The sequence below is a fragment of the Rhodococcoides sp. S146-33 genome, assembly GCF_059489205.1.
In genome coordinates, this window is sequence record NZ_JCAJWY010000005.1 from 254,308 (window position 1) to 272,632 (window position 18,325).

An 18,325-nucleotide genomic window follows, 5' to 3' on the forward strand; every position below is an offset into this window, starting at 1 on the left:
CCGATTCGGTGCAGTGTTCGATTCAATGAATGCGCGGCAGCTGGTCCGACGTCGGGATGATGCCGGTGGCGTATCCGGCCGACCATGCCAGCACGTTCGCCACGTAGGCCATCGAGTTGTTGTAGCGCAGGATCGCTCGGGTGGTCGAGGCCAGGTCGCGCGCATTGGTGCCGTCGTCGCACAGGTACATGCCGGTGGCCAGGGCTGCGTCGTACAGGTTCTGTGGGTCGGAGACTCCGTCGCCGTTACCGTCGGCGTGATAGAGGTTCCACGTCGAGGGCAGGAACTGCATCGGTCCCACTGCGCGGTCGTACTGGGTGTCGCCGTCGAGAGCGCCGCCGTCGGTGTCACGGATCACCTGATTACCGGCGAGAGTGCCGTTCAGAACCGGTCCGAGGATGGGCTCGTGCAATTCGCCCGAGTCGTCGACCTTGCCGTTGTTCGCGTGGGTGGACTCGACGCGGCCGATGCCGGCGATGACGGTCCAGCTGATGCCGCAGCCGGGCTGCTGCTGGGCCAGGATCCGCTCGGCGTTCTTGTACGCGGCGACGTTGACCACCGGAATCGCGATGGGACTGACGGCCAGGTTGGTAGGGAGCTCCGGTGTGGGCGGGATCTCGGGGACCGGGGCGGGTGCGGGGACCGGGGCCGGTACCGGAAGCTCGGCCTGAGCAACCGGCTGAGCCTGCTGGTCCTGGGCGATCGGCTGCGGGGTCTCGACCACCGAGTTCGATTCCTGGGCTGCAGGCGAGGTTTTGGCGCTCACGAAGGGGATGTATTCGGTGGCTCCGGCGCTGGTGGCGGCGGTGACGAGTCCTGCGGGGACGAGACCTGCCAGAGCAATCACCGAATTCCGTCGAACCTTGGAAGTCGATGCTTTTCTGTGACGACCCACGCGTGCTGTACCTCCTGATTTCCCCGGACGACGTCCGAGGCCCGACCTGATGACCGGGATCGAGGGTACCTGATTCGAGACTGTTCTGTTATCGGGCTGTTACCAGCGGGGATACCGTGCGGTCAGGACAACGGATCGATATCGGACGCGTCCGGCACACCGCCGTCGTCCTGCACCCGCGCGGCTGCCTTCTTGCGCGCTTTCTTCGGTGATGTGACCGGCTGACCCGTCGCCTGCTCGAGCAGTGCCTTGATCTCGTCGAGTTCGCGGCGCAGGTAGTCGCGGGTGGCGACCTCACCGACGGCGATGCGCAGCGCAGCGAGTTCGCGGGCCAGGAATTCGGTGTCGGCCTTGGTCTGTTGGGCGCGGGAGCGATCCTCCTCGAGGGAGACGCGGTCGCGGTCGTCCTGCCGGTTCTGGGCCAACAGAATGAGCGGCGCGGCGTACGCAGCCTGCGTGGAAAACGCAAGGTTGAGCAGGATGAAGGGATACGGGTCCCACTGCAGATTGACCGCAACGACGTTGAGGAAGATCCACACGATGACGATGCCGGTCTGAATGGCCAGATAGCGCCCGGTGCCGAGGAACCTGGCGGCCTTCTCGCCCGACTTGCCGAGATCGAAGTCGAGATTGACGTTGAACATCCGCGATCCGCGCGGAGTGTCCATTCTCTGGCGTGCTGTTTCTTTCACTGTCCGGCCACTTCCTGATCTCGCCAGTCCTCGGGCAGCAGGTGATCGAGGACGTCGTCCACGGTCACGGCCCCGACCAGGTGGTCCTCGTCGTCGACCACCGGGCCACAGACGAGGTTGTACGTCGCGAAGTATCGCGTCACGGCGGTGAGGCTGTCGTCGGGAGACAACCGTGGAAGAGCGCTGTCCACGACTCCGCCGACCAGGCTCGCCGGGGGTTCTCGCAGTAGCTGCTGCAAGTGGACGCAGCCGAGGTAAGGCCCGGTCGGTGTCGCGGTCGGCGGCCGCACGACGAACACCAGTGATGCCAGCGCAGGCGTCAGGTCGGGGTTGCGCACCCGAGCGAGAGCCTCGGCCACGGTCGTCGATGCGGTGAGCACGACCGGTTCGGGTGTCATCAGACCACCGGCAGTGTCGGGGGAGTGCTCGAGCAGGCGTCGGACAGGCGCGGAGTCTTCCGGATCCATCAGGCGCAGAAGCGATTCCGCTTCGGTCTCGGGCAGCTCGCCCAGGAGGTCGGCAGCGTCGTCGGGGTCCATGGCCTCGAGCACGTCGGCACCACGGTCGACACCGAGGTAGTGCATCAACTCCACCTGATCGTCGTCCGGTAATTCCTGGACGACGTCCGCGAGCCGCTCGTCGTCGAGAGCCCGTGCCACCTCCATGCGGCGTTTGACGGGCAATTCGCGCATCGCGTTCGCCACGTCGGCCGCGCGAAGATCCTCGAACTGCATGAGTAGCTGCGCCACACCCTGATCGGGCATCGACAGCTCGTTCTGGGTGAGTCCCTGCACGTGCTGCCAGTCCACGACGTGGATAGCGCCGCGGCGCGCGAGCCGTTGACGCTGCTTGCGCACAGCTACCCGGGCCACCACCCAATCCCGTGTTCGGGTGAGCTCGAGACCGAGGTCGACGACGATCGAATCGGCGTCGTGCAGCTCGTCGAGCTCGGGGTCGTCGACGCGCACCTTGGAGTCGAGGATCTGCGCGAACACCAGGATCTCGTTGGCGCGCTGGGTGAATCGACGCAGACTGACGTTACCGGTCGTCAGTTGAACGGAGTTGGGCTCGATGCTGGTCACGCGGAGCATCGGCACGAAAATTCTTCGGCGAGTTGCCAATTCGACCACCAGGCCGAGGACTCTCGGTTGCGCTCGGCCGACGCGCATCGAGATGACCACGTCGCGAACCCGGCCGATCGATTCGCCGTCGGGGCCCAGGACGCCCAGGCCCGCGAGCCTGGCCGCGAATACCTTGCTCAGTGCTGCCATGATGGCAAGGTTAGAGGCTGGGCAATACAGAACATGAATCAGACAGGGGTTGTGCTGCGGTGAATGCGTCGGGCCTACGGCGATCGGTACTGGCTGTTCCGGGTAGTTCGGACAAGATGATCGCCAAGGCCAAGCGTCTGCCGGCCGACGCGATCTTCCTCGATCTCGAAGATGCCGTCGCCCCGATCGCGAAAGTCGAGGCTCGGGCTCGCATCGTCGATGCGCTGAACTCCGACGGTTGGGGCGATCAGATCAAGGTCGTGCGCGTCAACGATTGGACGACGCAGTGGACGTACGGCGATGTCATCGACGTCGTCTCGGGCGCAGGCCGCAATCTCGACGCGATCCTGTTGCCGAAGGTCGAGTGCGCCGCGCACGTTCAGGCGTTGGATCTTCTTCTCTCTCAGCTCGAGAAGGAACACGGTCTCGATGTCGGCGGCATCGGGATCGAACCGCAGATCGAGAGTGCACGCAGCCTGCGCAACATCGACGAGATCGCGACCGCGAGTCCCCGGGTTCAGACGTTGGTGTTCGGGCCTGCGGATCTGATGGCCAGCGTGAACATGCGCACCCTCGTCGTCGGCGAGCAGCCGGTGGGATACGACACCGGCGACGCCTATCACCACATTCTGATGACCATTCTGCTCGCTGCACGGACCCACGGACTGCAGGCGATCGACGGCCCCTACCTGCAGATTCGCGATCTGGACGCCTTTCGTCGGGCCGCCGGCCGCACGGCCGGTCTCGGTTTCGACGGCAAGTGGGTACTGCATCCGACGCAGATCGAGGCCGCCAACGAGATCTTCGCGCCGCGCCAGTCCGACTACGACAAGGCCGAGATGATTCTCGACGCCTACGAGTTCCATACCTCCGCGGCGGGCGGAGGTCGCGGCGCGGTGATGCTCGGCGACGAGATGATCGACGAGGCGAGCCGCAAGATGGCGCTTGTGGTCTCTGCGAAGGGGCGTGCGGCCGGTCTGACACGTACGACGACGTTCGAGCCGCCCACCTCCTGATCCACGCCGTGTTCGCGGACAGGACAATGGGTGTGACCGTGTCCGTTTCGGGGCACAATGGAGCCATGACCAATCCCCTCTCACAGCCAGGTCGCCCAGGGCAGGGACTGCCGACGCCGCCCTCCGGTTGGCCCATCGGTTCGTACCCCACCTATGCCGAGGCGCAGCGCGCCGTCGACTATCTCTCCGACGAAGAGTTCTCGGTGCAGGACGTCACGATCGTCGGCGTCGACCTGATGCAGGTCGAACGTGTACTCGGCCGCCTCACCTGGCCCAAAGTCATTGGTGGAGGCATCGTTTCGGGTGCGTGGCTGGGTGTGTTCCTCGGCCTGGTGCTCGGCATCTTCAGCGAGAACATCTTCGGAGCGCTGCTCATCGGCGTCGGCGGCGGCATCATCTTCGGTCTGATCTCGGCGTCCATTCCGTACGCGGCCACCAAGGGTCAGCGAGATTTCGCGTCGAGCATGCAGTTGGTGGCGGGCCGATACGACGTCATCTGCGAGCCTCGAACTGCCGAGAAAGCGCGCGATCTGCTCGCTAAACTGTCGATCTGATCACACCTGCTGGACGACCAGGCAACCGGCAGGTAACGGAATAGCCCCAAATCGCCCTCGATGCCAGTGAGTTCGGTTACGTTTCTTTCGTGCACGGCAGTCCCACACAGTGTGCTGCGCGAGTAACTGAACGTACGGAGGCGGAAAGTGCCGAGACATCGTGGTCGTAGGCGTCAAAGAGCGACGAGAATAGGGGTGTTGGCAGCAGCGGCTCTGGTCACGAGTCCGTTGCTCGCAGCGTGTGGTTCGTCCGACAGTTCGGTTCCGGTTCTGAGTTTCTACACCGCCGCAGACGGCGCAGAGCAGTACGCCGCTGCGGCACAAGTGTGTTCGGATGCCTCGAATGGTCGATACCGCGTGGAGCAGCGGACTCTTCCCAAGAGTGCGAACGATCAGCGTCTCCAGCTCGCGCGGCGGCTTGCCGGAAACGACAAGACTCTGGACCTGATGACGCTCGACGTGGTGTGGACGGCCGAGTTCGCCGAGGCCGGATGGGCATTGCCCGTCCCGGAGGACCTGTCCGCGAAGTTGCGCGACGGCTCCACACTCGAAGGGCCGCTCGCCACCGCGGAATGGCAGGACCAGCTGTACGCCGTTCCGCTCAACTCGAATACTCAGTTGCTCTGGTACCGGCCGGACGAGGTGCCGGGCGGCACCCCGCCACAGACGTGGGACGAGTTGATCGACGAGGCCGAGGCCAATGCGGCCGCGGGTAAGCCCGCCCAGATCGGCGTCCAGGCCAAGCAGTACGAGGGCTTCATGGTGTGGTTCAACTCGTTGCTCGAGAGCGCGGGTGGGTCGGTCGTCGCGGAAGACGGAACGACGGTGACGCTCAACGACACTCCCGAGCACCGCGCCGCCACCGAGAAGGCCCTCGAGATCATCAAGCGGGTGGCCACTGCCGACGGCCACGATCCGTCGGTCTCCCAGAGCGACGAGGCCACGGCCCGGCTCGGCATGGAATCGGGACGGATGGCTTTCCAGGTCAACTACCCGTTCGTGCTACCCGGTCTGAAGGAGAACGCCATCGCCGGTGCCGTCTCGTTCCTGAACCTGGCCGGTGTCCCTGCCGATCAGCAGGACGCGAGGATCGCCGAGGTCTTCCGTAGTGCTCCCTATCCGGAGGTGAATCCGGGTGAGCCCGCCAAGGTCACCATCGGCGGGTTCAACATCGGCGTCGCGAAGACCACCCAGCACGAGGACCTCGCCTGGGAGGCCGTCGAATGCCTCACCAATGAAGAGAATCAGCGCAACAACGCTGTCAACGGTGGTGTGCCGCCGGTGCTGAAGTCGCTGTACTCCGACCCCGAGTTCCAGTCCGTCTATCCCGCATGGGAAGGGGTTCTCGGTTCCATCGAATCGGCGGCAGTTCGACCTGTTTCGCCTGCGTACCAGAGTATTTCGATTCTGCTGACCGATGCGCTCAACCCGCCGCAGGACATCGATCCGGTAGCCGACGTGGACAAGCTCGCAGATCTGGTCACCAAGGCCGTCAATTCCGAAGGGTTGATTCCATGAGTGCTCCTACAGAGTCACAACCCCAGTCGCAGCCTGTGGACAAGCAGGCAGCCCTGAAGAACGTCTCCGACGGCAAGAAGGCAGAACGTCGCCTGGGATTGCTGCTCGTCGCACCAGCGGCGATCCTGATGATCGCGGTTACCGGCTACCCGATCATCTACGCGTTCTGGCTCAGCCTTCAGAAGTACAACCTCGCGTTCCCCGAGGACCGTGAATTCGTCGGCATCTCCAACTACGTCACCGTCCTGTCCGACGGTTACTGGTGGACGGCGTTCAGCGTCACGGCGGGAATCACGATCATCTCGGTCATCATCGAGTTCATCCTCGGTCTCGCGGTGGCACTGGTCATGCACCGCACCATCTTCGGCCGTGGACTGGTACGCACCGTCGTGCTCATCCCATACGGCATCGTGACCGTCGCCGCCGCGTACAGCTGGTACTACGCGTGGACTCCCGGCACGGGTTACCTCGCGAATCTGTTGCCCGACGGTAGTGCTCCACTCACCGAACAGTTCCCGTCACTGGCGATCGTCGTGTTGGCCGAGGTGTGGAAGACGACGCCGTTCATGGCGCTGTTGCTGCTGGCCGGTCTGGCTCTCGTGCCGGACGACCTGCTCAAGGCGGCCGAGGTCGACGGTGCAGGTGGCTGGACCCGGTTGATGCGCATCACGATCCCGTTGATGAAGCCGGCCATCCTCGTCGCGGTGCTCTTCCGCACTCTCGACGCGTTCCGCATCTTCGACAACATCTACGTGCTCACCCGAGGTAGCAACGAAACCGGATCGGTCTCGATTCTCGGTTACGACAACCTGTTCGGTGCGTTCAACCTCGGACTCGGGTCGGCCATCAGCATTCTGATCTTCTTCTGCGTCGCGATCATCGCGTTCGTGTTCATCAAGTTGTTCGGTGCCTCGGCACCGGGATCCGACGACGGAGGCCGCAAGTAATGACCACTGTTACGCCTCGCAAGAAGGTCGGTTGGACGGTAGTCAACGTCCTCGTCCTGCTCTACGCACTGGTTCCGCTGCTGTGGATCATCAGCCTCTCGTTCAAGTCGACGGCCACCATCGCAGACGGCAACTTCATCCCGCGCGCATTCACGTTGGAGAACTACAAGGGCATCTTCTCGACCAATCAGTTCACCTCGGCGCTGGTCAACTCCATCGGCATCGGTCTGATCACCACGGTGATCGCCGTGGTGATCGGCACGATGGCCGCGTACGCCGTCGCTCGCCTGGACTTTCCGGGAAAGAAAGCTCTCGTCGGCGCAGCGCTGCTGATCGCGATGTTCCCCCAGATCTCCCTCGTCACACCGCTGTTCGACATCTCCCGTTCGCTGGGGCTGTTCGACACCTGGCCGGGTCTGATCATTCCGTACATCACGTTCGCGTTGCCGCTGGCGATCTACACCCTCTCGGCGTTCTTCCGCGAGATTCCGTGGGAGCTCGAAAAGGCAGCGAAGATGGACGGGGCTACGCCCGCACAGGCATTCCGCAAGGTCATTGCCCCGCTGGCCGCGCCCGGTATCGTCACCGCCGCCATTCTGGTGTTCATCTTCGCCTGGAACGACCTGCTGCTCGCCATCTCGTTGACGGCAACGGAACGTTCGGTCACCGTCCCGGCGGCCATTTCGCAGTTCACCGGTAGCTCTCAGTTCGAGGAGCCCACGGGATCGATTGCGGCGGCAGCAGTCGTCATCACGATCCCGATCATCATATTTGTGCTCTTCTTCCAACGACGTATCGTGGCGGGCTTGACGTCCGGCGCAGTGAAGGGATAACCGTCATGGCCGAAATAGTTCTCGACAAAGTCACCAAGCTCTACCCCGACGGCGCGGCTGCAGTCAGCGACGTCGACATCACCATCGCCGACGGCGAATTCATCATCCTCGTCGGGCCGTCCGGTTGCGGAAAGTCCACCACCCTCAACATGATTGCCGGTCTCGAGGACATCTCCTCGGGCGAGCTGCGTATCGCGGGGGAGCGCGTCAACGAGCGCGCACCGAAGGATCGCGACATCGCCATGGTGTTCCAGTCCTACGCGCTGTACCCGCACATGACGGTGCGGCAGAACATCGCCTTCCCGCTCACGTTGGCGAAGCTCTCGAAGTCCGAGATCAACACCAAGGTCGAGGAGGCAGCCAAGATCCTCGACCTCAGTCAGCACCTCGACCGGAAGCCGGCCAACCTCTCCGGTGGTCAGCGACAGCGAGTTGCCATGGGCCGCGCCATCGTTCGTACTCCCAAGGCCTTCCTGATGGACGAGCCGCTGTCCAACCTCGACGCGAAGCTGCGCGTGCAGACGCGCGCCGAGATCTCGCGGTTGCAGAAGCGGCTGGGCACCACCACCGTGTACGTCACTCACGATCAGACCGAGGCCATGACGCTCGGCGACCGCGTCGTGGTGCTGCGCGGCGGATTGGTACAGCAGATCGGTTCCCCGCAGGAGCTCTACGACAAGCCGCGAAACCTGTTCGTGGGCGGCTTCATCGGATCGCCCTCGATGAATTTCGTTCCCGGACAGCTCACTTCGAACGGAGTGTCCACCGCGCTCGGTGAGATCGACATCCCGCTCGAGCGGATGGACGCGATCAAGGCCAAGAACCCGGGCCGTGAGGTGGTCGTCGGCATCCGTCCCGAGCACTTCGAGGACGCGGCCCTGATCGACGGCTACCAGAAGATGAGCGGTGCCACCTTCACGGCCACCGTCGACGTGCTCGAGTCGATGGGCAGCGACAAGTACGTCTACTTCACGCTGAAGGGCGCCAAGGTCGAGTCCAGCGAATTGCAGGAGCTCGCGGCCGACGCGGGTATCGCCGATCTCGGTGGTGCACAGGTGGTCGCACGACTGGCCGCCGAGTCCAAAGCAGCCGAGGGTGGTCAGGTGGAACTGTGGTTCGACCCGGCGAAGATCTCGGTGTTCGACCAGGCCTCGGGTGCCAATCTGACGCTGTAGAGCGCTACGCGCATGTGAGCGGAACTTCGTAGTGGGCTACGAAGTTTCGCTCACATGCCGCAGGCTCAGAGTGGCACGTTCGACGTGGTGTTCGGTTCGGACTCGGCCACTTTCACCGAGTCCCGACTGGCCGGCGTGCTCCTGATGGCCAAGGCCGCGAGTACGACGACGAGGCAGGCCACCGCCCCTGCGACAAAGGCTGCGGTGTACACACTTTCGCGCGCAACAGCTGTCCCGTCGCTGGTGAACATGGCGAGAACGGTGGACAGCGTGGCGCTGGCAATCGAGGTACCGACCGTCCGGACGATCGAGTTGACGCTGTTCGCCACCCCGGTGTCCGATGCGCTGACCTCGGCCATGAGCAGGTTCGGCAGGGCAGCGAACGCGAGGCTGACGAACATGTTGATGACGATGCCTGCGGTGATCAGCTGCCAGGTGTGATCGTGAGCGAGTGCGACGAAGACGAATCCGACCAGCCCGATGACGGCTCCCGCGATCAGCACTCGGCGCGGTCCGAACGACCGGATGAGGCGGCCGCTGACGACGGCCGCTACTACTCCTACGGCGGCACCGGGTAGTAGATAGACGACGCTCGCTTCGAGAACGTTCGCGGTGAAGCCGTAGCCGGCCACGGCGCGTGGTGTCTGCACGAAGTACGAGCAGGCGAGGAAGTTGACGAACATCCCGATGCCGACGAACAGGGTGGCGACATTGGTGGCGAGCAACGGTCCGTGGGTGAGCATGCGGGGTGCGACGAGCGGCTCGCCGACGCGCTTCTCGAAGTTCCACCAGACTGCACCCGCAACGACACCTACGACCGCGCAGCCGATGGTGGCAATCGAACCCCACCCCCACGTGCGGCCCTGGGTCAGGGCGAGGAAGAGCAGCAGCAGAGTCACTGCGAGCAGAGCAGCTCCCCACCAGTCGACGGTGCCGCCGCTTGTTCTCGGACGCGCCGGTACGCCGAACCAGGCGATCGCGAGGGCAATCACGACGAACGCGACAGTGAGCCAGAACACGCGGTGGTAGTCGGCACCATTGGCCGTCAGCAGCCCGGTCAACACCAGCCCGAACCCGCCGCCGACGCCCAATGTGCCGGACAGGACGGCCATCGAGCCGACGAGTTTACGAGGAGGCATCTCGTCACGAAGGACGGCGAGCGCGATGGGGAACAGTGCGTAGGACACGCCCTGCAGGACCCGTCCGACGATCAGCCACAGCAACGAGTCGGTCAGGGCTGCGAGTAGCGATCCGGCAAGGACCACGGTGAGCACACCGATCAGCACCGGACGCTTGCCGTGCAGGTCGGCGAGCCTACCGATGACCGGGGTGGCGATCACTGCTGCGAGAAGATTGGCCGTCAGTACCCATCCGGCGGCGGTGGTGCCGACTCCGAGTTGGGTGCCGATTGTCAGCACGATGGGGACCACCATCGTCTGCAGAACGGCGAGAGTCATGACGATGAAACAGAGTCCGGGCAGCAGGATGCGGCGGGTGGACATGGAAGAACTACCTCGTTACGTATCGACTATGCGGTGAAACCGAAGAATTAAAATGATGAACGCATCTAATTAACTATCAGACATCGGTGCACCAGGGAAGTGAGCCTGGGCCGCCGCGGCCGCCGAGCATCGACGCGGGCTCTACTGCGGCCGGATGGGTTTGCCCAGAGCCTTCTGCCGGAGTTCGCTGACGATCTCGTCGTTCCAGACGTGTTCGCGTACCAGGCGGTAACGCTCCCGGCTCATCCAGAGGTACGCCTCGGCGTCCGTGCGATCTTCGAGGATTTCGGCCGCGCGCACCATGCGCACCACGGGCAGGTACTCCTCACCGAACCAGCGCCGCGCGACGGTACCGCGGTCGACGAATTCGCCCACCTCCTGCATCAAGCGAAAGCCCCAGGCCTCCACCGATTCACTGAGCTGGGCGTAATCGAACGGATCGGTCACCTTCACGGCCTCGCGGGCCTTGCCCACCAACGGCACACGACCGAGGAAGATGCGGCGGTGATCCTTGATCAGCAGATCGCCGCGTCGGGTGATGCCCTCGGGGGAGATGCGCGTGATGATCTCGGTGACAACTGCGTCGATCGACGTTCGGTGCATCGCGAACGCGATGGACACCCGATGATGGCCGTCGACGACGAAGTGCATGCCCCCGATGCGGTACACCTGGATCGGGGGCATCGCCTCGCCGCGGCGTTGGGCGGCGGCCAGTCGCTGCCAGCGTTCACGGATGCGCGCCGACGTCGGACGAAAGAAGCGATCGAAATCCCGCGTACGGTCGACGCTGCCTACGATGGTCTCGACGCGAATGACCTGCAGGCCGAGGTGACGCTCGCCCACCTTGCCGAGCGCGGCAACCACCTCGTCGAACGGCAGGATGGTGTTGACGTCGTCGGGTTGACGCCGGAGCCATCCGACCAGACGGGCGACGTCGGCGCGTCGACGCTGGCGGGTGAAGTCGTTCTCCGCATCGGCGGCCGGAAATCCGGTGTCACGTGCCATGCCTGCGCCTCACGATCCTCGGTGCCTCGAATTCGGCTCTCTGTCCGCCCGGTTCGATCTCGAGCAGCGTGTACCCGACGGTGTTGATCACCGCTGCGCCGTGCAGTGTCAGATCCTCCGGCGTAGCGCCGTGCGGATGAATATGGCCGTGCACCAACAACTGTGGGGCGAGTCTGCGCGTCACTTCGTCGAGGCAGTCGAAACCGATGTGGGCAGGGTCGGTGTCGTCTCCGACACCGAGCGGCGGACTGTGGGTCAACAGAATGTCCAGGGGTCGAGAGTCGTTGCGGACGTTGCGATGCCACGCGAACGTCCGGGTCAGGGTGCGTGAACGCCGACGCTGCTGCCGCTGGGTCCATTGGTTGGGCCCACCGTTGTAGCGGATGGACCCGCCGAGGCCGGCAATCCGCAGGCCCGCAACCGAGACGATTCGGCGGTCGGCGTTGACAGCACCGACAGGTCCGGGCCAGGTGGTGGGGAGCCCGGCGCGCATCCATCCCGCACGTCCGGCCGAGTAGCCGGTGAGGTCTGCGTCGTGGTTACCGGGCACGAACACGCACGGCGCGTTCAAAGCATCGGTGAGGTATTCGAGGTAGTCGAACGGCAGGTCGCCTGCGCCGAGAACGAGGTCGACTCCGAGCGACTTCACCTGCGGACTCCACAGGGATTCGATCGTTTCGTCGGACACTGCAAGAACGGAGACCACGGGTACGACGGTACCTACCTCCGTTGCGTGGCACCTCCGAACGGACTTCTCGGGCATCGGTGGTGTTGGATGGATCAGGTGAGCGACAGTGTTGGATGGACCTCGTGAGCGACAGTGTCATTGCAGCGGTACGCGCACACCTGCTGACCGAGATCGGCGACGAGAACCCGTCGTCGGCGTCGGTGACGTTCCTCGGCCTCGAGCCGTTGGACGTCTTGAGATTCGGCGCGCACTCCGACGTGGTTCGCTACGTCAGTCTCGGCTGTTCTCGTCATCCCATGGCCGACCCCAACGAACTCGTCGCAGATCCCTCGCGCGGCCCCCGGGCCGAACTGGTGCTGACTCTCCGAGGTGGTGCAGGCGTGGCGTCGGGCGTGCACAAGAGCGTGGCCGTCCTCGCTGCGTCACCCGCGGTGGAGGGCGTCGTACTGGTCGAGGACGCGCTGCTCGATCTGAGTGAGCCACTGTGGACCAACGCGCCGTTCACCGCCGTGCTGCTCGGGGAGAGTGACATCGCAGAACTGACACTGCCCGAGCCCTACGATCCGGTTCGCTTTCTGGCCGCCGTCCCGCTCACGGGCACCGAGGCGGCCTGGGTGCGGTTGCGCGGAGCCGACGCGCTGCGCGAGGCATGGACAGAAGCGGGAATCGACGTCCGAGACCCGAACCGGTCCGCAGCCAGCCTCTGATCCGGCGCTACCGCGCATAGGACGCCAGCTCGGGTTCGGCGTCCACCGAGTCGTTCTCGAAATGTTGGGGAACACCGAGGCCGTAGGCAAATCCGGAGATCGACGATTTCAGTGTGTAGCGCAGATTCGGCATCGTCGTGGTGAAACAAAGGTTCTTCGAAATACGTTGCCGCACAGCGGGTCCGTCGTGCTCTAGGGCATCGAGCACGATGTTGTACGCGACGTTGTCACCGAGAATGCCGAAGTGCTCGACCGGCCGCAGCGGACAGACGTCCTGCACTGCGATGTTCGCGGCCCCTTCGAGGGTGCTGGCGCGAGGCTGCGGATAGATCAATTCGTCGAATCGCGTGAAGATCGACGTGTAGCCGGGACCCTGCGGTAACGGACGTGCGGAAAGCGCAGTGAGGAAGTGCGACCCGGTTGCGATCTGCCAGTTCGCCGGCGGGCACTTCTGCGCGTCGTCACATCCCGAGCGCGCCGAGTCGGTCCCGTTGTACGGGGTGGCGAGCGAGATGACATCCGACACCAGCGCAGGCAGGTCCGGCCAGAACGTCAGAGCCCACAGTTCGTCCAAGGGGCCGTGCTGGTGGCCCATCATGACGACCTTGCGGCCACTGTCGGCGGCCATCGTCCGAACTGCGTGTACGACGTACTCCGCCGAGATCTGTAGGTCTCCGTAGCCCTCGTCGGGGAACGACAGGCTGCACACCGGGATTCCGATGGCAGGCAGCGACTGCAAGTAGTTCCAGCCGAACGATTGCTGATCGGTGGCGAAAGCCGGGGTGAGCAGAACCGGATCGCGGGTGGCGTCGTGCAGATCCGTGGTGCATGTCAGCGCCTTGTCCAGATCGGCTTGCGCGACGGTCAGCGGTGGGCCGGTGGGATCGGCGTGAGCAGGCTCAGCCGACGCCGCCCCCGGTGCGGACGAACAGATCGCGGCGGCGACGACGGCCAGTACCAGTGTGCGGATTCTCATCGTTACCTTCCGAAATGAACTGCAGGTCTTGTGCAGTGTCATCCGGTCAGGGCCGGTGGGCTCAACACCTGTGGAGCTTCGGGGGAATCACCAACGATCGCGTCCGCTTGTTGGGCGATGTCCAAGGTGCCGTGTGGCCGCTAGAGCCAATTGTTCTTGTGGAACGTGCGCCACATGCCCACGCACACGCAGGCCACGATCGCGACGATCGTGTGATAGCCGTACGTCCAGTGCAACTCGGGCATGTTGTCGAAGTTCATGCCGTAAATTCCGGCCACCATCGTCGGCACGGCGGCGATCGCCACCCACGCCGAGATCTTGCGCATGTCCAGGTTCTGCTGCATCGTCACCCGGGCCAATGCGGCATCGACCAGCGAACTGAGTACTTCGTCGTATTCCGAGATCCGCTCGGCCACGGTGGTGTGGTGGTCCTGTACGTCGCGCAGATACCGTCGTACGGCCTTGGGCACACTCGGTTCCTGCACCAGACGGGCCAGCGGCGTCGACAGCGGCGTCACCGATCGGCGTAGCTCGACGACCTCGCGCTTGAGCAAGTAGATGTTCTCGATGGGCACGTGATGGTGCGGAGAGAAGACTTCCTCCTCCATACCGTCGACGTCCCGCTCGATCGACTCGGTCACCGCCAGATACTCGTCGACGACGTGGTCGGCCACCGCGTGCAGCACCGCCGACGGCCCGAGTGCGAGCTGCTCCGGGTTCGCTTCCAGGCGCTGCCTGACGCCGGCCAAACCCGAATGTTCCCCGTGCCGGACGGTGATGACGAAGTCGCTGCCGACCATCACCATTATCTCGCCGCTCTCGACGATCTCGTTGGCGGTGGTCACCGACTCGTGCTCTACGTACTTCACCGTGCGCAGCACCAGGAACGCGACGTCGTCGTAGCGCTCGAGTTTCGGTCGCTGATGTGCGTGCACGGTGTCTTCGACCATCAATTCGTGCAACCCGTAGCACTGCGCGATCGCGTTCATCTGATGGTCGTCGGGCGCATGCAGGCCGACCCACACGAAGCCTTCGCCGCGCGAACGCACCTCCGCGATCGCCGAGGTGTGAGTGAATCTGCCGGGCAATCGGGAGCCGTCGACGTACACCGCGCAATCGACGATCGCACGCGCCGTGGGCACCGGAATTCTCGGACCGGCATCGGGTGCGGCCTTGGGTCCTCGTCGATGCAGTGACGGTAGCGACGGTCGAGGTGGAAGGGACGGCATGGCGGGCAATCGTACGCCAGCAAAACGACGAGAGGGCGAGCCTGGAACACTGTCGAGGTGCTCATCGATCTTCATACCCACTCGACGGCGTCCGACGGTACCGACAGCCCGGCCGAGCTGGTCCGTGCAGCGTCGGCGGCGGGGCTGTCGGTGGTGGCGCTGACCGACCACGACACCACCTCGGGCTGGGACGAAGCGGCTGCGGCCGTTCCTCCCGGTCTGACGCTCGTGCGCGGTATGGAGCTCTCCTGCACCGGACGAGGTGAGGACGGCGAGCCGGTTCCTGTGCACCTGCTCGCGTACCTCTTCGATCCCGAGAACGAAGCGTTCGCGGCGGAGCGCGCGCGTCTGCGCGGCGAACGGGTGACGAGGTTGCGAGCCATTGCCGAGAAGATGGCGGCCAACGGTTTGCCGATCGATCCCGACGCAGTCTTGGCCTCGGCCGGGGCCGCAGCCGGGCGTCCCCATCTCGGCCGTGCACTGATCGATGCCGGCTACGTCCCGGACATGAACGCCGCGTTCGCCGGGCCGTTGGCGACCGACGGCAAGTACTACGTGGAGAAGGTGGACACTCCGCTCGAGTCCGCGGTACAGATGATCGCGGCAGCAGGCGGGGTGAGCGTGCTCGCGCATGCTCGGGCCCGCGCGCGCGGTCGCATCCTGGACCTGAACCAGATTCGGGAACTGACGCCCTTGGGGTTGGGCGGAGTCGAGGTGCATCACATGGACCATTCGCCGGAGGACACTGTGGTGATGGCCGATCTCGCCGCCGAACTGGACCTGATCGTCACGGGCTCCTCGGATTACCACGGGACCAACAAGACGGTGCAACTCGGCGAATACACCACCGCCCCGGAGCACTACGACCGAATAGTCGCGGCGGCTCGCTCATGACCTTCGATGTGACGCTCTACCTGACGGTGCTCATCACCCTGTTCGTCATCATGGATCCGCCGGGCGCTATCCCGGTGTTCCTGTCCCTGGTGGGCCGCAAGAGCAAGGAAGCTCGCAACAAGGCCGCGTGGCAGGCACCCGCCGTCTCGTTGACCGTCATCTCGGTGTTCGCCATCGGCGGTCAGGCGATCCTGAGCTACCTGCACATCGGCATTCCCGCTCTGCAGGGCGCGGGCGGATTACTGCTCCTGCTCATCGCCCTGTCGTTGCTCACCGGCAAGGGTGCGGGCGGGGACTCCGCGGCGGAGGACGTCAACGTGGCCCTCGTGCCGCTCGGAACTCCGCTGATGGCAGGTCCCGGCGCCATCGCCGCAGTGATCGTCTACGTCAGCCAGGCCGACGGTGATGCGAGCTCCTTGCTGGCGATTGCGCTGGGCATCATCACCATTCACGTGCTGTTCTTCCTGGTCCTGCGATTCTCGACAGTGTTGATCCGTCTGCTCGGCGAAGGTGGCATCTCGCTGCTGGCGCGCATCGCAGGTTTGCTGCTTGCCGCCATCGCGGTGCAGTTGATCGCGGATTCGGTCCGCGGATTCGTGGCCGGCGGATGAGCGGGGCCGGAGCGGGAGCGGGGCTCCGCTTCCTGCGCGGGTTCAGTGGTGTCGTCACCGCCGGACTGGTGGTGCTCGCGATCGGTGTGGCCGTCACTCAGTATCTCGGGCACTCCCGCGGCTTCCCGGGGCCCGGGGCTCTGTCCGTCGCTGCACACATCGCCGCCGCCGTGGTGGCCGTCGTCGCCCAGCGCATCGCAGATCATCGGCGTGGCTTCTCCGCGTTCGCCGGTGCACTTGTCGTCTTCGTCGTCACGGCCCTCGTGCTGTGGACGCAATGGTGGCAGTGAGGACACTTCTGACTCTGTGGTCAGGTAGCTGGGCGGTGTGGCACACTGGGGCCACCGATCGGGCTACAGCCCGTCGCTGACCGTGTCGGCACACCCGCCGCACCTGCGAGACACGCTTTCGGCAGTTTGCAGCCAGCACTGGCGCACTCCGAGCACTCTCGATTCCCAGAACCACTCACTTCGTCGACACGCGTCGCCTTGCTGGTCGAGGTCGACAGTGCAAGGAGCTTTCACCGTGACGGCAGTCGAAGACACCACAGCACCGAACTCGGCAACGGCAGTGCCGGCCGCGATCACCGACGAGGAGATCTTCGCCGGCCATCTCGGCGGAAAGCTGTCGGTCGAGTTGGCCGCGCCGCTCGAGACCCAACGGGATCTGTCCATCGCCTACACCCCCGGGGTAGCCCAGGTCAGCCGCGCCATCGCGGCCGATCCGTCGCTCGCCAAGCGCTACACCTGGACCGATCGCCTCGTCGCCGTCATTTCCGACGGTTCCGCAGTGCTCGGCCTGGGCGACATCGGTCCTCGCGCATCGTTGCCGGTGATGGAGGGCAAGGCAGCACTGTTCAAGAAGTTCGCGGGCCTCGACTCCATCCCGATCGTTCTCGACACCAACGACGTCGACGACATCGTAGAGACGATCGTGCGGCTGCGGCACAGTTTCGGTGCCGTGAACCTCGAAGACATCTCGGCCCCGCGCTGCTTCGAGATAGAGCGACGCGTCGTCGACGCGCTCGAGTGCCCGGTCATGCACGACGACCAGCACGGCACCGCCATCGTCGTGCTGGCCGCGCTCAACGGGGCCGCGAAGGTTCAGGGCCGCAGTACCGCAGAACTGAAGGTCGTGATTTCCGGAGCCGGGGCAGCAGGCGTGGCGTGTGCCAACATGCTCCTCCTGGCCGGCACCCGGGACGTGATCGTGCTGGACTCGAAGGGGATCGTCTCCGCTGATCGCCAGGACCTCACCAGCGTGAAGACCGATCTCGCGGCGCGCACCAACCCCCGTGGGCTGTCCGGCGGAGCGGGCGACGCCCTGGCCGGTGCAGACGTGTTCCTGGGTCTGTCCGCGGGCAAGGTCGACGAGGCCTACATCGCCTCCATGGCCCCGGAGGCCATCGTGTTCGCGCTGTCGAACCCCGATCCCGAGATCCACCCGGAGGTGGCGAGGAAGTATGCCGCCATCGTCGCGACCGGACGTAGCGATTTCCCAAACCAGATCAACAATGTTCTCGCCTTCCCCGGTGTGTTCAAGGGCGCGCTCGACGCGGGTGCCCGCCGCATCACCGAAGGCATGAAGCTCGCCGCTGCCGAGGCAATCCTCTCGGTTCTCGGCGACGAGTTGGCTGCGGACAAGATCGTGCCCAGCCCACTCGATCCTCGTGTCGCCCCGGCCGTTGCGGACGCAGTAGCGGCAGCAGCGCGAGCCGAGGGCGTCGCGTAGGTAAACGGAAGAAACACCGGCGAACCCAGCCCCACCCGGGCCAGCGGTTCGCCGGTGTCTTTCGTTCGAAGGCTTCTTCGC

19 protein-coding genes are annotated in these 18,325 nt (G+C 64.7%); 11 read left to right on the top strand and 8 right to left on the bottom strand.

Features of this window, described 5'->3' with window-relative positions; all coding sequences use genetic code 11:
* Positions 1-22: 22 nt before the first annotated feature.
* From AC5WEY_RS20865 to AC5WEY_RS20875, 3 genes are all read right to left on the bottom strand, one after another.
* Positions 23-895 carry a lytic transglycosylase domain-containing protein gene (locus AC5WEY_RS20865; protein WP_495647335.1) on the bottom strand — a complete coding sequence of 291 codons (873 nt, stop codon included), beginning with the start codon at positions 893-895 and terminating at the stop codon, positions 23-25.
* Positions 896-1,017: 122 nt separating this feature from the next.
* On the bottom strand, positions 1,018-1,563 hold the full coding sequence (locus AC5WEY_RS20870; protein ID WP_057475385.1) for a DUF1003 domain-containing protein: 546 nt from the start codon (positions 1,561-1,563) through the stop codon (positions 1,018-1,020).
* A gap of 20 nt (positions 1,564-1,583) precedes the next feature.
* Entirely contained in the window at positions 1,584-2,858 is a 1,275-nt protein-coding gene (locus AC5WEY_RS20875; RefSeq protein ID WP_037171529.1) for a magnesium transporter MgtE N-terminal domain-containing protein, read from the bottom strand.
* Between the two features lie 59 nt (positions 2,859-2,917).
* Here AC5WEY_RS20875 and AC5WEY_RS20880 point away from each other — a divergent pair, with 59 nt between their 5' ends.
* The 6 genes from AC5WEY_RS20880 to AC5WEY_RS20905 all read left to right on the top strand — a co-directional run bounded on the left by AC5WEY_RS20880 (position 2,918) and on the right by AC5WEY_RS20905 (position 8,901).
* Positions 2,918-3,874: an HpcH/HpaI aldolase/citrate lyase family protein gene (locus AC5WEY_RS20880; RefSeq protein WP_495647336.1), complete on the top strand. Its 957-nt coding sequence runs from the start codon at positions 2,918-2,920 to the stop codon at positions 3,872-3,874.
* 65 nt (positions 3,875-3,939) lie between these two features.
* Positions 3,940-4,428, top strand: coding sequence for a YflT domain-containing protein (locus AC5WEY_RS20885; protein ID WP_057475533.1), 489 nt, complete (start codon positions 3,940-3,942; stop codon positions 4,426-4,428).
* Positions 4,429-4,623: 195 nt separating this feature from the next.
* On the top strand, positions 4,624-5,946 hold the full coding sequence (locus AC5WEY_RS20890) for an ABC transporter substrate-binding protein (RefSeq protein WP_495647337.1): 1,323 nt from the start codon (positions 4,624-4,626) through the stop codon (positions 5,944-5,946).
* Positions 5,943-6,893, top strand: coding sequence for a carbohydrate ABC transporter permease (locus tag AC5WEY_RS20895; RefSeq protein ID WP_495647338.1), 951 nt, complete (start codon positions 5,943-5,945; stop codon positions 6,891-6,893). The genes AC5WEY_RS20890 and AC5WEY_RS20895 overlap by 4 nt, the downstream gene beginning before the upstream one ends.
* Positions 6,893-7,726: a carbohydrate ABC transporter permease gene (locus AC5WEY_RS20900; protein WP_057475389.1), complete on the top strand. Its 834-nt coding sequence runs from the start codon at positions 6,893-6,895 to the stop codon at positions 7,724-7,726. The genes AC5WEY_RS20895 and AC5WEY_RS20900 overlap by 1 nt, the downstream gene beginning before the upstream one ends.
* Before the next feature lie 5 nt (positions 7,727-7,731).
* Entirely contained in the window at positions 7,732-8,901 is a 1,170-nt protein-coding gene (locus AC5WEY_RS20905; protein ID WP_057475390.1) for an ABC transporter ATP-binding protein, read from the top strand.
* A 65-nt stretch (positions 8,902-8,966) separates the two neighbouring features.
* Here AC5WEY_RS20905 and AC5WEY_RS20910 read toward each other — a convergent pair whose 3' ends face one another.
* The 3 genes from AC5WEY_RS20910 to AC5WEY_RS20920 all read right to left on the bottom strand — a co-directional run bounded on the left by AC5WEY_RS20910 (position 8,967) and on the right by AC5WEY_RS20920 (position 12,114).
* Positions 8,967-10,403 (bottom strand): MFS transporter, encoded by a 1,437-nt coding sequence (locus tag AC5WEY_RS20910; RefSeq protein ID WP_495647339.1) that lies wholly within the window; start codon positions 10,401-10,403, stop codon positions 8,967-8,969.
* Between the two features lie 141 nt (positions 10,404-10,544).
* Positions 10,545-11,408, bottom strand: coding sequence for a chromosome partitioning protein ParB (locus tag AC5WEY_RS20915; protein WP_495647340.1), 864 nt, complete (start codon positions 11,406-11,408; stop codon positions 10,545-10,547).
* Positions 11,398-12,114 (bottom strand): metallophosphoesterase family protein, encoded by a 717-nt coding sequence (locus AC5WEY_RS20920; RefSeq protein ID WP_495647341.1) that lies wholly within the window; start codon positions 12,112-12,114, stop codon positions 11,398-11,400. The genes AC5WEY_RS20915 and AC5WEY_RS20920 overlap by 11 nt, the downstream gene beginning before the upstream one ends.
* A 95-nt stretch (positions 12,115-12,209) precedes the next feature.
* Between AC5WEY_RS20920 and AC5WEY_RS20925 the strand changes: the two genes are divergently transcribed.
* On the top strand, positions 12,210-12,803 hold the full coding sequence (locus tag AC5WEY_RS20925) for a suppressor of fused domain protein (RefSeq protein ID WP_495647342.1): 594 nt from the start codon (positions 12,210-12,212) through the stop codon (positions 12,801-12,803).
* Positions 12,804-12,810: 7 nt separating this feature from the next.
* On the opposite strand, the gene AC5WEY_RS20930 is transcribed toward AC5WEY_RS20925, so the two are convergent.
* Together AC5WEY_RS20930 and AC5WEY_RS20935 are read right to left on the bottom strand one after the other, a co-directional pair.
* A complete protein-coding gene (locus AC5WEY_RS20930) occupies positions 12,811-13,779 on the bottom strand; it encodes an esterase/lipase family protein (RefSeq protein WP_495647343.1) in 969 nt (322 codons plus the stop codon).
* 140 nt (positions 13,780-13,919) lie between these two features.
* Positions 13,920-15,008, bottom strand: coding sequence for a magnesium and cobalt transport protein CorA (locus tag AC5WEY_RS20935; protein ID WP_057475395.1), 1,089 nt, complete (start codon positions 15,006-15,008; stop codon positions 13,920-13,922).
* 57 nt (positions 15,009-15,065) lie between these two features.
* Here AC5WEY_RS20935 and AC5WEY_RS20940 point away from each other — a divergent pair, with 57 nt between their 5' ends.
* The 4 genes from AC5WEY_RS20940 (at position 15,066) to AC5WEY_RS20955 (ending at position 18,244) form a co-directional block, all read left to right on the top strand.
* Positions 15,066-15,902 (top strand): PHP domain-containing protein, encoded by an 837-nt coding sequence (locus AC5WEY_RS20940; protein ID WP_495647344.1) that lies wholly within the window; start codon positions 15,066-15,068, stop codon positions 15,900-15,902.
* Positions 15,899-16,513 (top strand): MarC family protein, encoded by a 615-nt coding sequence (locus AC5WEY_RS20945; RefSeq protein WP_057475397.1) that lies wholly within the window; start codon positions 15,899-15,901, stop codon positions 16,511-16,513. Before AC5WEY_RS20940 ends, AC5WEY_RS20945 begins: the two co-directional genes overlap by 4 nt.
* Complete coding sequence (locus AC5WEY_RS20950; protein ID WP_057475398.1) at positions 16,510-16,803, top strand: hypothetical protein; 294 nt, start codon at positions 16,510-16,512, stop codon at positions 16,801-16,803. Before AC5WEY_RS20945 ends, AC5WEY_RS20950 begins: the two co-directional genes overlap by 4 nt.
* A gap of 235 nt (positions 16,804-17,038) precedes the next feature.
* On the top strand, positions 17,039-18,244 hold the full coding sequence (locus AC5WEY_RS20955; RefSeq protein WP_495647345.1) for an NAD(P)-dependent malic enzyme: 1,206 nt from the start codon (positions 17,039-17,041) through the stop codon (positions 18,242-18,244).
* Positions 18,245-18,325 lie beyond the last annotated feature (81 nt).

What these genes read in the sequence shown, in the direction of transcription:
- AC5WEY_RS20870 (WP_057475385.1), bottom strand. Translation starts at nt 1,563, where the DNA reads ATGGACACTCCGCGCGGATCGCGGATGTTCAACGTCAATCTCGACTTC.
- AC5WEY_RS20875 (WP_037171529.1), bottom strand. Translation starts at nt 2,858, where the DNA reads ATGGCAGCACTGAGCAAGGTATTCGCGGCCAGGCTCGCGGGCCTGGGC.
- AC5WEY_RS20885 (WP_057475533.1), top strand. Translation starts at nt 3,940, where the DNA reads ATGACCAATCCCCTCTCACAGCCAGGTCGCCCAGGGCAGGGACTGCCG.
- AC5WEY_RS20895 (WP_495647338.1), top strand. Translation starts at nt 5,943, where the DNA reads ATGAGTGCTCCTACAGAGTCACAACCCCAGTCGCAGCCTGTGGACAAG.
- AC5WEY_RS20900 (WP_057475389.1), top strand. Translation starts at nt 6,893, where the DNA reads ATGACCACTGTTACGCCTCGCAAGAAGGTCGGTTGGACGGTAGTCAAC.
- AC5WEY_RS20905 (WP_057475390.1), top strand. Translation starts at nt 7,732, where the DNA reads ATGGCCGAAATAGTTCTCGACAAAGTCACCAAGCTCTACCCCGACGGC.
- AC5WEY_RS20910 (WP_495647339.1), bottom strand. Translation starts at nt 10,403, where the DNA reads ATGTCCACCCGCCGCATCCTGCTGCCCGGACTCTGTTTCATCGTCATG.
- AC5WEY_RS20915 (WP_495647340.1), bottom strand. Translation starts at nt 11,408, where the DNA reads ATGGCACGTGACACCGGATTTCCGGCCGCCGATGCGGAGAACGACTTC.
- AC5WEY_RS20925 (WP_495647342.1), top strand. Translation starts at nt 12,210, where the DNA reads ATGGACCTCGTGAGCGACAGTGTCATTGCAGCGGTACGCGCACACCTG.
- AC5WEY_RS20930 (WP_495647343.1), bottom strand. Translation starts at nt 13,779, where the DNA reads ATGAGAATCCGCACACTGGTACTGGCCGTCGTCGCCGCCGCGATCTGT.
- AC5WEY_RS20935 (WP_057475395.1), bottom strand. Translation starts at nt 15,008, where the DNA reads ATGCCGTCCCTTCCACCTCGACCGTCGCTACCGTCACTGCATCGACGA.
- AC5WEY_RS20945 (WP_057475397.1), top strand. Translation starts at nt 15,899, where the DNA reads ATGACCTTCGATGTGACGCTCTACCTGACGGTGCTCATCACCCTGTTC.
- AC5WEY_RS20950 (WP_057475398.1), top strand. Translation starts at nt 16,510, where the DNA reads ATGAGCGGGGCCGGAGCGGGAGCGGGGCTCCGCTTCCTGCGCGGGTTC.